Annotated in this window: 15 protein-coding genes; 12 read left to right on the forward strand and 3 right to left on the reverse strand. The window is 60.6% G+C overall.

Annotation, left to right across the window (positions count from 1 at the left end; all coding sequences use genetic code 11):
• The first annotated feature begins 26 nt into the window (after positions 1–26).
• Positions 27–1,220: a succinyldiaminopimelate transaminase gene (gene dapC / locus BLR20_RS08860; protein WP_032616018.1), complete on the forward strand. Its 1,194-nt coding sequence runs from the start codon at positions 27–29 to the stop codon at positions 1,218–1,220.
• A gap of 133 nt (positions 1,221–1,353) precedes the next feature.
• Positions 1,354–2,202, forward strand: a complete 849-nt coding sequence (locus tag BLR20_RS08865; protein ID WP_054994279.1) for a matrixin family metalloprotease — start codon at positions 1,354–1,356, stop codon at positions 2,200–2,202.
• A gap of 94 nt (positions 2,203–2,296) precedes the next feature.
• Here BLR20_RS08865 and BLR20_RS27765 read toward each other — a convergent pair whose 3' ends face one another.
• On the reverse strand, positions 2,297–2,527 hold the full coding sequence (locus BLR20_RS27765; RefSeq protein WP_010434214.1) for a hypothetical protein: 231 nt from the start codon (positions 2,525–2,527) through the stop codon (positions 2,297–2,299).
• Between the two features lie 232 nt (positions 2,528–2,759).
• Between BLR20_RS27765 and BLR20_RS08875 the strand changes: the two genes are divergently transcribed.
• The 4 genes from BLR20_RS08875 to BLR20_RS08890 are packed head-to-tail and all read left to right on the forward strand — an operon-like array spanning position 2,760 to position 5,858.
• The gene (locus tag BLR20_RS08875; protein WP_003314287.1) at positions 2,760–3,107 is read left to right on the forward strand and encodes an ArsC family reductase; all 348 of its coding nucleotides are present in this window, start codon (positions 2,760–2,762) and stop codon (positions 3,105–3,107) included.
• 47 nt (positions 3,108–3,154) lie between these two features.
• Positions 3,155–4,189, forward strand: a complete 1,035-nt coding sequence (gene dapD, locus BLR20_RS08880) for a 2,3,4,5-tetrahydropyridine-2,6-dicarboxylate N-succinyltransferase (RefSeq protein WP_054994280.1) — start codon at positions 3,155–3,157, stop codon at positions 4,187–4,189.
• 59 nt (positions 4,190–4,248) lie between these two features.
• Entirely contained in the window at positions 4,249–5,454 is a 1,206-nt protein-coding gene (locus tag BLR20_RS08885; RefSeq protein WP_054994281.1) for an aminotransferase class V-fold PLP-dependent enzyme, read from the forward strand.
• Positions 5,451–5,858 carry a SufE family protein gene (locus BLR20_RS08890; RefSeq protein WP_010434210.1) on the forward strand — a complete coding sequence of 136 codons (408 nt, stop codon included), beginning with the start codon at positions 5,451–5,453 and terminating at the stop codon, positions 5,856–5,858. The genes BLR20_RS08885 and BLR20_RS08890 overlap by 4 nt, the downstream gene beginning before the upstream one ends.
• Here the strand turns inward: BLR20_RS08890 and tcdA are convergent.
• Positions 5,849–6,679 (reverse strand): tRNA cyclic N6-threonylcarbamoyladenosine(37) synthase TcdA, encoded by an 831-nt coding sequence (tcdA, locus tag BLR20_RS08895; RefSeq protein ID WP_010434209.1) that lies wholly within the window; start codon positions 6,677–6,679, stop codon positions 5,849–5,851. The genes BLR20_RS08890 and tcdA overlap by 10 nt on opposite strands.
• A 298-nt stretch (positions 6,680–6,977) precedes the next feature.
• On the opposite strand from tcdA, the gene dapE reads away from it, so the two are divergent.
• The 5 genes from dapE to BLR20_RS08920 all read left to right on the forward strand — a co-directional run bounded on the left by dapE (position 6,978) and on the right by BLR20_RS08920 (position 12,907).
• The gene (gene dapE / locus BLR20_RS08900) at positions 6,978–8,129 is read left to right on the forward strand and encodes a succinyl-diaminopimelate desuccinylase (protein WP_032616009.1); all 1,152 of its coding nucleotides are present in this window, start codon (positions 6,978–6,980) and stop codon (positions 8,127–8,129) included.
• A complete protein-coding gene (locus BLR20_RS08905) occupies positions 8,129–8,938 on the forward strand; it encodes a putative RNA methyltransferase (protein ID WP_032616008.1) in 810 nt (269 codons plus the stop codon). The genes dapE and BLR20_RS08905 overlap by 1 nt, the downstream gene beginning before the upstream one ends.
• A 19-nt stretch (positions 8,939–8,957) precedes the next feature.
• A complete protein-coding gene (locus BLR20_RS08910; RefSeq protein ID WP_003415513.1) occupies positions 8,958–9,335 on the forward strand; it encodes a hypothetical protein in 378 nt (125 codons plus the stop codon).
• Between the two features lie 178 nt (positions 9,336–9,513).
• Positions 9,514–12,015 carry a glycerol-3-phosphate 1-O-acyltransferase PlsB gene (gene plsB / locus BLR20_RS08915; RefSeq protein WP_054994282.1) on the forward strand — a complete coding sequence of 834 codons (2,502 nt, stop codon included), beginning with the start codon at positions 9,514–9,516 and terminating at the stop codon, positions 12,013–12,015.
• A 202-nt stretch (positions 12,016–12,217) separates the two neighbouring features.
• Positions 12,218–12,907, forward strand: coding sequence for a DUF4197 domain-containing protein (locus BLR20_RS08920; RefSeq protein WP_010434196.1), 690 nt, complete (start codon positions 12,218–12,220; stop codon positions 12,905–12,907).
• A 71-nt stretch (positions 12,908–12,978) separates the two neighbouring features.
• Here BLR20_RS08920 and BLR20_RS08925 read toward each other — a convergent pair whose 3' ends face one another.
• Positions 12,979–13,788 carry a class I SAM-dependent methyltransferase gene (locus tag BLR20_RS08925; protein WP_032616002.1) on the reverse strand — a complete coding sequence of 270 codons (810 nt, stop codon included), beginning with the start codon at positions 13,786–13,788 and terminating at the stop codon, positions 12,979–12,981.
• Between the two features lie 96 nt (positions 13,789–13,884).
• Between BLR20_RS08925 and BLR20_RS08930 the strand changes: the two genes are divergently transcribed.
• Positions 13,885–14,508, forward strand: coding sequence for a hypothetical protein (locus BLR20_RS08930; protein ID WP_054994283.1), 624 nt, complete (start codon positions 13,885–13,887; stop codon positions 14,506–14,508).
• Positions 14,509–14,543 lie beyond the last annotated feature (35 nt).

The following is a 14,543-nucleotide window of genomic DNA, read 5'->3' on the forward strand; positions in this document are numbered from 1 at the left end:
ACGCAGCTCATTGAGGAACACGCTCCATGAATAACGCCATGCAACTGCTTCAGCCTTACCCTTTCGAGAAGCTGCGCGCCTTGCTGGCCGGCGTAACGCCCAATCCGGAAAAGCGTCCGGTAGCGCTGTCGATTGGCGAACCGAAGCACCGCTCCCCCGATTTCGTCGCCAAGGCGCTGGCAGACAACCTCGATCAGATGGCGGTCTACCCGACCACGCTGGGTATTCCGGCACTGCGCGAAGCCATCGCTGGCTGGTGCAGCCGTCGATTCGGCGTGCCACAGGGCTGGATCGATCCGGCGCGCAATGTATTACCGGTCAACGGCACCCGCGAAGCGCTATTCGCCTTCACCCAGACCGTGGTCAATCGCAGTGATGACGGCCTGGTGATCAGCCCGAATCCGTTTTACCAGATCTATGAAGGCGCTGCGTTTCTGGCAGGAGCTCAGCCGCACTACCTGCCATGCCTGAGCGAGAAAGGTTTCAATCCCGACTTCGATGCCGTCAGCGCGGACATCTGGAAGCGTTGCCAGATCCTCTTTCTGTGCTCGCCGGGCAACCCGACCGGGGCACTGATTCCGCTTGAAACCCTGAAAAAGCTCATCGCCCTGGCCGACGAACATGACTTTGTCATTGCTGCCGACGAGTGCTACAGCGAACTGTACTTCGACGAGCAGACCCCGCCGCCGGGCCTGCTCAGCGCCTGCGTCGAACTGGGTCGCGAGGACTTCAAACGCTGCGTGGTCTTCCACAGCCTGTCCAAGCGCTCCAATCTGCCGGGCCTGCGCTCAGGCTTCGTGGCAGGTGACGCCGAGATCCTCAAGGCCTTCCTGCTGTATCGCACCTATCACGGCTGCGCCATGCCGGTTCAAACTCAACTGGCCAGTATCGCCGCCTGGAATGATGAAGAGCACGTACGCGCCAACCGTGATCTGTATCGGGAGAAGTTCGCTGCGGTGCTCGACATCCTGACCCCGGTGCTCGACGTTCAGCGCCCGGACGGCGGCTTTTACCTGTGGCCGAACGTCGGTACCGATGACGCTGCATTTTGCCGCGATCTGTTTGTCGATCAGCACGTCACCGCAGTACCGGGTTCGTACCTTTCCCGCGAAGTGGACGGCGTCAACCCTGGCGCAGGCCGGGTACGTCTGGCGCTCGTGGCACCGCTGGCGGAATGCATCGAAGCGGCCGAACGTATCCGCGCATTCCTGAGCAAGTAAAAGCGAAAACCAGAAACCGCCCCGCCGCATGCAATGTGCGGCGGGGTAAGTAATTAGTTACCACCTCCCGCCCACGGCGTGAACATACCCTCAACCTTCATTTTTCATGCTTCCGGACACGAAGCGAACCACCATGAAGGCCAATCCCATGCCCACACCCGCTACTACCCAAGGCGTAAAACTGCCCGCATCCTGCTGCATGCGCAGCGCTGGAAATCACCAGGCTTCGTATGAAGCAGCGATTCGCGAGAACCCTGCCAACGCGGCAATCACCCCTGCTCACCAAGCGGAAACGGGCGACGACACCGGCCAGCCAAGGCACCTGGCGCGCCTGATGGTTTCGTTCAGCAAGTACTGGGCTCGCGGAAGAACCCTGAAAGTTCTGTTTCTGAATAATCCTCCTGCCGTCCTCACCGCCCCCATCGTAGAAGCGGCACGCAAATGGCTGCCTCACATAAACCTGAAATTCGAGTTCGTGGCGGACGGCGCGAGCGATATCCGAATCGACTTCAATGAACATCTGAACTGGAGCGCCATTGGCACCGACACCCTGCTGGCCGAGCCGCATGAATCGACCATGGAGTTCAACGTCAAAGAGTTGTACACGGCGGACCAGAAGCCCATGCCGGACCTGACGCGCATCGTGCTGCATGAATTCGGGCACGCGCTGGGAGCGGTTCACGAGCATCAGCATCCACAGGCAAACATCCCCTGGAACGAACCGCTGGTGCGCTCACTGCTTTCGCAAACCGGGTTGAGTGACGAAGAGATCAATACCAATTTTTTCGACCGGTACGAGGCCGCCGACTTCCACCACTCGGCTTACGACCGGGATTCGGTCATGCATTTCGATATCCCCAACGACCTGACCCTCGGCGACTTCGAGATTATCAATGTGGGCAAGACGCTCAGCAGCAATGACATCGCCGTGATGAGCGCCATCTATGCAGACCGTGGCAACTCAAAATTTGAAAAACCCTGACAGGGCAGCCTGCGAACACCTGCTGATCATGCTCCAGTCAACAGCGCGCCATTCGTTTCTAACGGGTGGCGTGTCCGCCGGAAAAGTTTGCTGACTACTCCCGGGTTCGCAATTTTTCAGCCACCCAGCCGACTGCCCAACTTACCGGGTCATGAGACTGCATGGGCAGCAGCGGCTTTCCTTCCCGGGCAGCCAATCGCCCCTGAGCCTCGGCTTCACCGTGAATCCAGATGGTACTTTGCTTGAAACCCTCGGCACGTTGACGCTCCCTGTAATAACGTTGCCGGACAAGCGCTTCCTGACGCTTCTTTTCTTGCTCAGACATAACGCACCCAAACTTCAAATGAAGGGTAATAATTGCCCGCAGCGGCCAGCCACTCAAGCGTGGGCGGGTGAAGTTTTCTTAATGATGGTTAGCCTTATTATCTAGTTTCCGTTCAGTCACCGTACTGGCGCTGTCACAACACTGAACGGACTGACGTGGCATAATAGCCGGCTAAATTGCGAGGAGAGGACGTGGGGAGTATCGAGCAATATCAGCCACCCCACCTTAAACAATGACTTACACTCTGTTTGGCATCAAAGCCTGCGACACGATGAAAAAGGCTCGTACCTGGCTCGACGAGCATTCGGCGAGCTACGAATTTCACGACTACAAGACACAGGGTATCGACCGTGAGCACCTCGAGCAGTGGTGCAATGAACACGGATGGCAGGTTGTGCTGAACCGCGCAGGCACGACCTTTCGCAAGCTCGAAGACGGACAAAAGGCCGATCTCGACCAGGCGAAAGCCATAGAACTGATGCTCGCGCAGCCGTCCATGATCAAGCGTCCAGTGCTTGATCTGGGCGATAAAACCCTGATCGGCTTCAAGCCTGACCTGTATGCAGCGGCTTTACAGTAAGCCAGAGCGCTACTGAAAGCCCCTTGATAAAGCCACGAGGTATTTACATGTCCACCACCCTGTTCAGCCTGGCCTTCGGCGTCGGCACCCAAAATCGTCAAGGCGCATGGCTTGAAGTGTTTTATGCTCAGCCGCTGATCAATCCTTCTGCGGAACTGGTCGCGGCTATCGCACCGGTTCTGGGTTACACCGGCGGCAACCAGGCAATCACTTTCAATGTAGACCTGGCCTACAAGCTGGCCGAAGCGGCCAAATCCGTAGACACGACTCAAGCCGCACTGCTGACTCGTCTGGCCGAAAGCCAGAAGCCGCTGGTCGCCACCCTGCTGGCTGAAGACGCCACACTGACGTCGACTCCCGAGGCGTACCTCAAACTGCATCTGCTGTCGCATCGTCTGGTCAAGCCGCACGGTCTGAACCTGGCAGGCATCTTCCCTCTGCTGCCAAATGTGGCCTGGACCAGCCAGGGCGCGGTCGATCTGGTCGAACTGGCCGAGCGTCAGCTCGAAGCACGCCTCAAGGGCGAGCTGCTGGAAGTATTCTCGGTCGACAAATTCCCGAAAATGACCGATTACGTTGTGCCGAGCGGCGTTCGTATCGCTGACAGCGCTCGCGTGCGTCTGGGCGCCTACATCGGCGAAGGCACGACCGTCATGCACGAAGGTTTCGTCAACTTCAATGGCGGCACCGAAGGTCCGGGCATGATCGAAGGCCGCGTTTCCGCTGGCGTATTCGTCGGCAAGGGCTCGGATCTGGGCGGCGGCTGCTCGACCATGGGTACGCTGTCCGGTGGTGGCAATATCATCATCAAGGTCGGCGAAGGCTGCCTGATCGGTGCCAACGCCGGCATCGGCATCCCGCTGGGTGATCGCAACACCGTGGAGTCAGGCCTGTACGTGACCGCGGGTACCAAGGTCGCGCTGCTCGACGAAAACAATGAGCTGGTCAAGATCGTCAAAGCGCGCGAGCTGGCGGGTCAGACCGACCTGTTGTTCCGTCGCAACTCGCAGACCGGCGCAGTGGAATGCAAAACCCACAAGTCGGCCATCGAGCTGAACGAAGCACTGCACGCTCACAACTGATGCTGTGTGCGGGTTCAAGGCTGATGGCTTTGAACCCGCCTCCACACGCTGGACGAACAATGCCCCTCTTCTCTCCCTGGCGCGGCGACTTCCCCGCCCTCGCCGCTCTGCAACGGCAAGGCCAGACCTATCTGGACAACGCCGCCACGACGCAAAAGCCTCAGGCGCTGATCGACGCCCTGACTCATTACTATGCCAACGGTGCCGCCAACGTGCATCGTGCCCAGCATCTGCCCGGCGCGCACGCCACTCAAGCGTTCGAGGCCAGCCGTGGCAAGGCCGCCCACTGGCTGAATGCCGGCGAGAACGGCCAGATCATCTTCACCCACGGCGCAACGTCTGCGCTGAACCTGCTGGCCTACGGGCTGGAACATGAATTCACTGCGGGCGACGAAATCGCCATCAGCGCGCTGGAACACCACGCCAATCTGCTGCCATGGCAGCAACTGGCTCAGCGTCGCGGCCTGAAACTGGTGGTTCTGCCGCTGGACAGAGACGGCGTGATCGACTGCGACGCGGCAGCCAGCCTGATCGGGCCGCGCACGCGCCTGCTTGCAGTCACCCAGCTGTCCAACGTACTCGGCACCTGGCAACCCCTTGCCCGCCTTATCGCACTGGCCAAAACCCAAGGCGCACTCACCGTCGTAGACGGCTCGCAAGGCGTGGTGCACGGACGCCACGATGTGCAGGCGCTGGGCTGCGATTTTTATGTGTTTTCCAGCCACAAGCTGTATGGGCCGGAAGGACTCGGTGTGCTTTACGGACGCAACGAGGCGTTACCCAGCCTCGCGCATTGGCAGTTCGGCGGCGAGATGGTGCTGACCTCCGATTATCAGCACGCGAAATTTCGCCCGGCGCCACTGGGTTTCGAGGCGGGCACCCCGCCCATCGCCAGCGTGATCGGTCTGGGCGCTACGCTGGCCTATCTGGACAGCCTCGACCATCAGGCGGTCGCAGAACATGAAGCCAGACTGCACCGTCGCCTGCTCGAAGGGCTGCAACAGCGGGACGGCATCCAGGTTCTGGGCTCGCCGGACCTGGCACTGGTCAGCTTCGTCGTCGAAGGCATTCACAATGCCGATCTGGCCCACCTGCTGACCGAGCAGGGCATTGCCGTGCGGGCGGGTCATCACTGCGCAATGCCGCTGTTCAAGACCCTTGGCCTGCCCGGCGCGATTCGGGCGTCACTGGCGCTGTACAACGATTCGGACGATCTGCTGCAGTTCTTCAGCGCGCTGGATCAGGCGCTGGAGCTGCTTCGATGAGCCTGCCCGCATTGGCACAAACTGCTCTAGACAGTTTCTCCCGGCCGCAAGGCTGGGAACAGCGCGCACGCCTGCTGATGCAATGGGGCGATCAACTTGCACCACTGAGTGACGAAGAAAGGACCGACGACAACCTGGTACACGGCTGTGAAAGCAAGGTCTGGCTGATCGGCGAAGTCAGCGACAACGCCTGGCTGTTCCGGGCTGGCAGCGACGCTCGACTGATTCGTGGTCTGGTGGCGCTGTTGCTGGCGCGAGTCAACGGCCTGTCGGAACGAGAGCTGGCAGCCGTGGATTTACCTGACTGGTTCAATCAACTGGGCCTCGCCCGCCAACTCTCACCCTCGCGCAGCAACGGCCTGAATGCTGTGCTGCAGAAGATGCGTCAGCTGACTCAAGCCTGATCGGGCGTGGCCAGCGCTGGCTTGATCCGCTCCGAAGGCCGACGCGTGCCTGCCACCAGCTTGTCCACTGCACGGGTAGCGGCCACCATGCCAAAGGTCGCGGTCACCATCATCACTGCGCCGAAACCACCGGCGCAATCGAGCTTTACGCCCTCGCCGACGAATTTCTTTTCCAGACAAATGCTCCCATCCGGTTTGGGGTAGCGCAGTTGCTCACTGGAAAACACACACGGGACGCTGTAGTGACGGTTCGGCGTGCGTGAAAAACCATAGTCCCGACGCAGGGTCGAGCGCACCTTGGAGGCCAGCGGGTCATTGAAGGTGCGGTTGAGGTCGGCGATCTGAATCAGGGTCGGATCGATCTGCCCACCCGCCCCACCGGTGGTGACCATCTGAATCTTGCGCCGCTTGCACCATGAAATCAGCGCAGCCTTGGCGTTGACGCTGTCGATGCAATCGATCACGAAGTCCATGTCCGGGGTAATGCACTCGGCCATGGTGTCGCGGGTCACGAAATCAGCCACGGCGTGCACGATGCAATCGGGGTTGATCGCGCGGATACGCTCGGCCATCACCTCGACCTTCGGCCGACCGACCGTGCTGTCCAGTGCATGCAATTGGCGGTTGCTGTTACTGACACAGACATCGTCCATGTCGAACAGCGAGATCTCGCCCACGCCACTGCGCGCCATGGCTTCCGCCGCCCAGGAGCCCACGCCGCCGATACCCACCACCGCCACATGAGCCGCGCGCAGGCGTGCCAGCCCCTCGATGCCATATAGACGGGCGATGCCAGCGAAACGTGGATCTTCTGCACTCATGATCAATACCTCAAAAACCGGCGCGCATTATAGGGGTTTGTCGACGGCAAGACACCTGACTTGACGCGATCCCTGCCGACCGCTCGACAGCGACCCTTTTAGAGACCCCGAAGAAAAGACGCCAGGTATCGAAAGCCCAGGGGTCCGACCAAGGTTCACAAACGCGAATGCAACACGCCCCTCTCCATCCATTGCCTGACATATCAGCAGGGCACGATAAACGACGGCCTCAAGTCGTCGTTTTGCTTTAAGATATCCGCCTTTTCGCGCCCAAAGTCTTGCTACCGGAGTTCTGTACATGACGGCCCCAGCCGACCTCTCGCCCACCCTCCAACTCGCCTGCGATCTGATCCGCCGTCCGTCAGTGACGCCGGTCGATGCCGATTGCCAGACCGTGATGATGCAGCGCCTGGGCGATGCCGGCTTCAAGCTCGAGCCAATGCGTATCGAAGACGTCGACAACTTTTGGGCGACACACGGCACTACCGACGGCCCGGTACTGTGTTTCGCCGGTCACACCGACGTGGTTCCGACAGGTCCCCTGCAGAATTGGCAGAACGATCCGTTCGATGCGTTGATCGACGAGCACGGCATGCTCTGCGGACGCGGCGCGGCAGACATGAAAGGCAGTCTGGCAGCCATGCTGGTGGCCGCCGAACGCTTTGTCGCCGATCACCCTGATCATAAAGGCTCGGTGGCGTTCCTGATCACCAGCGACGAAGAAGGACCGGCGCATCACGGCACCAAAGCCGTGGTCGAGCGCCTCGCCGCGCGTAAGGAACGCCTGGACTGGTGCATCGTCGGCGAGCCGTCGAGCACCACGCTGGTCGGCGATGTGGTCAAGAACGGTCGGCGCGGTTCGCTTGGTGCGACGCTGACGGTGCGCGGCAAGCAGGGCCATGTGGCTTACCCGCATCTGGCGAAGAACCCGATTCACCTGGCCGCGCCGGCTCTGGCCGAACTGGCCGCCGAGCACTGGGACCATGGCAACGATTTCTTCCCGCCGACCAGCTTCCAGATCTCCAATCTGAACGCTGGCACTGGAGCCACCAATGTCATCCCCGGCGATCTGGTGGCAGTCTTCAACTTCCGTTTCTCCACCGAATCGACCGTCGAAGGCCTGCAGCAGCGCGTCGCCGATATCCTCGACAGGCATGAACTGGACTGGCATGTAGACTGGGCATTGTCGGGCCTACCGTTCCTGACCGAGCCGGGCGCGTTGCTGGACGCCGTGTCTTCCAGCATCAAAAGCGTCACGGGCCGTGACACCCAAGCCTCGACCAGCGGCGGAACCTCCGATGGTCGCTTCATCGCTACCCTCGGCACTCAAGTGGTCGAACTGGGGCCGGTCAACGCGACGATCCATCAGGTCAACGAACGTATTCTGGCCAGCGACCTCGATGTGCTGACCGAGATCTACTACCGGACCCTGGTCAAGTTGCTCGCCTGATGCTGACCTGCCCGATCTGCTCAGCCCCGCTCAGCACTGCCGACAACGGCGTGGTGTGCCCGGCCAATCACCGTTTCGACCGAGCCCGTCAGGGTTATCTGAACCTGTTGCCGGTGCAGCACAAGAACAGCCGCGACCCTGGCGACAATCAGGCCATGGTCGAGGCGCGACGCGACTTTCTCAATGCCGGGCATTACGCTCCGGTAGCCCGCCGTCTGGCTGAACTGGCCGCCGAGCGATCCCCCGCGCACTGGCTGGACATCGGCTGCGGCGAAGGTTATTACACCGCGCAGATTGCCGAAGCCCTGCCCCATGCCGATGGCTACGCGCTGGACATCTCACGTGAAGCGGTCAAGCGTGCCTGCCGTCGTGACCCGAGGCTGACCTGGATGGTCGCCAGCATGGCCCGTGTGCCACTTCCGGATGCCAGTTGCCAGTTTCTGGCCAGCGTGTTCAGCCCGCTGGACTGGCAGGAAGCCAAGCGTCTGCTGACCCCCGGCGGCGGGCTGATGCGGGTCGGCCCGACCAGCGAGCACCTGATGGAGCTGCGTCAGCGGCTCTATGATGAAGTACGCGATTACGCCGACGACAAGCACCTGTCGCTGGTGCCGCAAGGTATGCAGTTGCAACACAGCGAAACCCTGCGCTACACGCTGAAGCTGATCGACGGCCAGTCCCGCGCCGATCTGCTGGCCATGACACCTCACGGCTGGCGCGCCAGCGCCGAACGCCGTACGGCCGTCATCGAGCAACCAGGACCTTTCAAGGTCACCGTTTCCATGCGCTACGATTATTTCGTGCTGCAATAAGCATTCAACAGAGGCCCCCATGCGCCAACCCGATATCGAGATTTACCTGAAAGACGAAGACGTCGATCACAAGGCAATCGCCCAGTGGCTCGGCGACGCGCTGGGCTCCTGCAGCGAATGGAAGCAGAAAGGCCAGACCTGGAAATGCACAGCGGGCACTGTAGCCGTGACCTGGCTGCCCAGAGCGGTCGGCAAGTGGAACAGCCTGCATCTGGACAGCGATCAGACCCCGTGGGAAGACGACATCGCCTGTGCCCGCGCCGCATTCAAAGCCTTGAACGTCGAAGTACGTTGCGCTCCGGGCACCTGGGTTGAAGAAGAAAGCGACGAGACGGCCGACCGCTGGATACGCGTGAGCGCCGACGGCGAGGAAGAGATTACCTGGCGAACCTCGTAGGATTTTTCGCTGCGACGTTCCTGATGCATGCCGTCGTCAGGTGAGCCCGGCTCGGCAAGCGGTCATTCGGACTTGATCCGCTCAGCCGACACACCGGCGCTTTTGCCGATCGCTTCGGGATACGTCACACTGGCGCCCATCCAGGGCAGCCGCCCGCCCCTCACTCAGCAGAATCCGTATGACCCGCTCTCCATTCCGTCGTCTTGTGTTCGGCACCCTGCGCCGGTTGTTGTATCTCTGGGTTCGCTCGGAAACCATCAATCAATCGTCCTTTACGCTGAATCTGGACCGCAGTCGCCCGGTGTTCTATGCACTGCAATCGCCATCAATCAGCGATCTGGCAGTGATCGACACAGAATGCCGCAAGGCCGGTCTGCCTCGTCCGGTGCTGTCAGTGGCGGTCGGCAACCTGATCGAACCCGCCGCATTCTTTTACCTGACACCCGCCCCCGACTGGCTCGGTCGCCAGGACAAGCGTGGTGCGCCACCGACGCTGGAGCGTGTGGTCGCCGCCGTCAGCCAGAACCCCAACGAAGACGCTCAGATCATCCCGGTCAGCGTGTTCTGGGGCCAGTCACCTGACCGCGAGTCCAGTGCCTGGAAGCTGCTGTTTGCCGACAGCTGGGCGGTGACCGGTCGGTTGCGCCGACTGGTCAGCATCCTGATTCTGGGCCGCAAGACCCGCGTGCAGTTTTCCGCGCCCATCCACATGCGCGAACTGGTAGGTGAAAACAAAGGTTACGAGCTGACGCTGCGCATGACCCAGCGTCTGCTGCGCGTGCACTTTCGCAACCTGAAAAGCGCCGTGATCGGCCCGGACGTGTCGCACCGGCGCACGGTGGTCAAAGGTCTGCTGGACGAGCCGCTGGTCAAGCAGGCGATCATCGAAGAGGCTGAGCGTGAACACATCACCCAGGAAAAGGCCCGGGAACGGGCGCTGAGCTACGGCAACGAGATCGCCTCGGACTACACCTATTCGGTGATCCGCTTCATGGAAGTGGTCCTCAGCTGGTTCTGGAACAAGATCTACGACGGCATCAAGGTCAGCCACATCGAAGGCGTTCAGGAAGTCGCGCCGGGACACGAAGTCATTTATGTGCCTTGCCACCGCAGCCATATCGATTACCTGCTGCTGTCTTACCTGCTGTTTCGCAACGGCCTGACGCCGCCGCACATCGCCGCCGGCATCAACCTGAATATGCCTGTGGTCGGCAGCCTGCTGCGACGTGGCGGGGCATTTTTCATGCGCCGCACATTCAAGGGTAACCCGCTGTATACGGCGGTGTTTACCGAGTACCTGCACACGCTGTTCATCAAGGGCTTTCCGGTCGAATACTTTGTCGAAGGCGGTCGCTCGCGCACCGGGCGCATGCTGCAACCGAAAACCGGCATGCTCGCCATCACCCTGCGCAGCTTCCTGCGCAACTCACGGATGCCCATTGTCTTCGTCCCGGTGTACATCGGCTACGAGCGTGTTCTGGAAGGCCGCACGTATCTGGGCGAGCTGCGCGGGGCAACCAAGAAGAAAGAGTCGATCTTCGATATCTTCAAAGTCATCGGCGCGCTGAAGCAACGCTTCGGCCAGGTCTCAGTGAACTTCGGTGCGCCCATCAAGCTGGCCGAGTTTCTCGATGGCGAACAACCGGACTGGCGCGAACAGCAACTGGCCCCGCAATTTCGCCCCGAATGGCTGAGCGAGACCACCCACCGCCTGGGTGAGCGTGTCGCCCAGCATCTGAACGAAGCCGCTGCCGTCAACCCGATGAACCTGGTTGCCGTGGCATTGCTGTCGACGCAAAGACTAGCGCTCGACGATCAGGCCATGGAGCGGGTTCTCGACCTGTACCTGACCCTGCTACGCGCCGTTCCGTACTCCCCGCACACGACACTGCCGGAAGGTGACGGCCGCTCGCTGATCGAGCATGTCAAAGGCATGGACCTGCTCGCCGAGCAAAAAGATGCGCTGGGCAAAATTCTGTACCTGAACGAACAGAATGCGGTGTTGATGACGTACTACCGCAACAACGTCCTGCACATCTTCGCCCTGCCCTCACTGCTGGCGAGCTTTTTCCAGAGCTCGTCGCGCATGACCCGCGAACAGATCCTGCGCTACACACGTGCGCTGTACCCGTTCCTGCAATCGGAACTGTTCATTCGCTGGCCGCTGAACGAGCTGGATGAAGTGGTCGATCAATGGCTGGCGGCGTTCGTGGAGCAAGGTCTGCTGCGCTTAAAAAAGGACGCCTACGTGCGCCCGGAGCCCAGCTCCCGCGAGTTCGTATTGCTGACGCTGTTGTCGCGCGCCATCGCGCAGACCCTGCAGCGTTTCTACATGGCCATCGCCTTGTTGCTCAACAGCGGGCAGAACACGCTGAGCCCAGAGCAGCTTGAGGACCTGTGCACGGTCATGGCCCAGCGCCTGTCGATTCTGCATGGCCTCAATGCGCCGGAGTTCTTCGACAAGAGCCTGTTCCGGCACTTCATCCAGACCCTGCTGGACCTGGAAGTCCTGCGCAAGGACAGTGCCGGCAAGCTGAGCTATCACCCGATGCTGGGCGAGCTGGCAGAAGGGGCAGCCAAGCGGGTATTGCCTGCCGAAATCCGCCTTTCGATTCGGCAAGTGGCCTTGCACAGCAATGAAGAGGAGCAGGATGTGGGAAGCGATCAAGAGAAAACGTAGGGCTTTTCCGTAACCTGACAGGGATTTTTAGACAGCTGTTCTCTGCTCTCTGGCCTCTGCCAGGGTCCGGTATGTGCCGATGACCGGGATTTATCAAATACGGGGGCAAGTGCCTGTCGCGACTTCCTGATACGCTTGATCACGCACCGCACCACTATCGACCCGGGTTCAGGTCAGAACCCACTTCAACAAGGACGCTCTCATGCCTCGTTTTTCCTTCACCCTGGCCGGCCTGTGCGCTGGCCTTCTGTTGTCGACCAACGTCTTCGCGCTGTCGCTGAGCGACCTCTCGCAGTCGGACGCGACCGGTGGGCTCAAGGATGCCCTGACTCAGGGCGCGCAGGTCGCCGTCAAACAGCTCGGCGTTCCCGGCGGTTTCAGCAAAAATGAAGAGGTGCGCATCGAGCTGCCGGGCAAACTCGGCCAGATCGCGAAAAAAATGAAAATGCTGGGCATGGGTACTCAGGTCGATCAGCTGGAAACCAGCATGAACCAGGCCGCAGAAGCCGCCGTCCCTCAAGCTCAGGCACTGCTTGTCGATGCAGTGAAAAAGATGAGCGTCACCGACGCCAAGGCCATTCTCGGTGGCGGCAAGGACTCGGCGACCCAGTACCTGAGCAGCACCAGCCGCGAGCAGATCCGCGCTAGGTTCCTGCCTATCGTCAAGAAGTCCACTGATCAGGTGGGTCTGGCCCAGAAGTACAATGCCTTTGCCGGCAAAGCCGCAGCGCTTGGCGCACTGGACAGCAAAAACGCCAACCTTGAAAGCTACGTGACCGAACAAGCGCTGAACGGGCTGTTCGAAATGATCGCCAAACAGGAAGAAACCATCCGCGCCAACCCTGCCGCCGCCGCTACGGGGCTGGCGAAGAAGGTGTTTGGCGCGCTTTGAGTGCAGGGTTTGCGCCTGTATTCACAGGCGCATCTGCGTTTGACTCTGCCCCGGGCGGTCGACGATAGGCGCTATACACCGCTCTCGTCTGTGGCTGCCTTGGGCTTCAAGGCCTTCTTCGGATAGATGTCGTAGCGGCTGGATTTGCCGTCCAGTGCATAACCCGGCTTGAGGCCGTCAATGCAGGGTGCCTTGCGCGGGCGTTTGACCACCACGCGATGGGTGGCAAGCGCCAGTGCTGCTTCCAGCAACGCAGGCGCGTCCATGTCATCGCCGACCAGTGGCCGGAACAGACGCATTTCCTTTTTTACCAGTGCGGTCTTTTCCCGGTGCGGAAACATCGGGTCAAGGTAGATGACCTGAGGCGGCTCCCCTGCCCAGGCGCGGATGATGTCGATCGAGTTGCCGGTCAACAGCTGCATCCGGGCGATGATAGAACCGACATCACGATCACCGCGCCCGCGGGCCAGACCGTCTTCCAGCAATGCAGCGATGATCGGCTGACGCTCGATCAGGCTCATGTCGCAGCCCAGACTTGCCAGCACGAACGCATCCTTGCCAAGACCTGCCGTTGCATCCAGCACGCTGGGGCGAATACCTGGCTGAATACCGACCGCCTTGGCAATCATCTGCCCGGTCCCGCCACCGAACAGCCGCCGATGAGCCACCGCACCCTCGACAAAATCGACACGTACTGCGCCCGGTGCATCATCACCCAACTGTTGCAATTGCAGCCCGTCGTCAGTCAATTGCAGTGCAAAATCAGCTTGCGCGTCGCTCAACGGCAGCCCCAGGCGCTGCGCCCACTGCGCCGCCAGCTCCTGTCCGCCAGCGGCCAGGGCTTCGACCCGGATACGACTGCCTGCTTGCTGCTCAATCATTGCGTTTACACACTCAAAAATTGTTAATGATCGGCAAAGTCTGCCGATAACCAAGTATCCGGCATTTTGCCAGACCCAAGGCCAGTACTGATCGCTATGTCAGAGATTGTTCAATCATCCATCGGCTATTTGTCGCACTCAGGCGACTTTAGCGTAAGCAACAGCCGCACACTCGGTGGTGTGACGCAGCTGTGGTCGGATGCATTTGCCCGGGCGATGGCGGATCAGGTCAGTGACAGCGCTCCAGTAGCCGTGCGCCCGACGGCTGTCGAGGTGGATGTAGAAACAGGCGAACCGGTTGCTGGCGCAAAAACCCTGAGCAAGATCGTCGAGCAACGTGCCTGCCCGGTCACCGACACCGAGGTCAAGCCTCCGGAGCCGCTGTTCCTGCCGATTGCCGAGTTTGACCTGGATCTGCTGCCTCCACCTGCAGAACCGTTCAGCATGGCTGAAATGATCGAACAGCAACGCAACCTGGAATTCGAGAGCCACTGGGTGCGCCCTACCGTTCTGAACCCTTATGACGATAGCGTCAAACCAGGCCCTGGCCCGCAACCACGCCCACTTCATCTGCCGATTGCCGAATTCGAATGGGAACTGGCCGACAAGCCTGCCCTGCCCCTGGATGAGCAGACCATCGCCGCTCAACAACGCCAATTCGACTACGAGAACAGCTGGGCACGCCCGCTGATCCTGCAGAACCTGCGGATGGCGGCATAAGCCCCGAGCGCTCCTGCCTGCAGCTTACAGACTCT

This window comes from Pseudomonas congelans, from assembly GCF_900103225.1.
GTDB lineage: Bacteria > Pseudomonadota > Gammaproteobacteria > Pseudomonadales > Pseudomonadaceae > Aquipseudomonas > Aquipseudomonas congelans.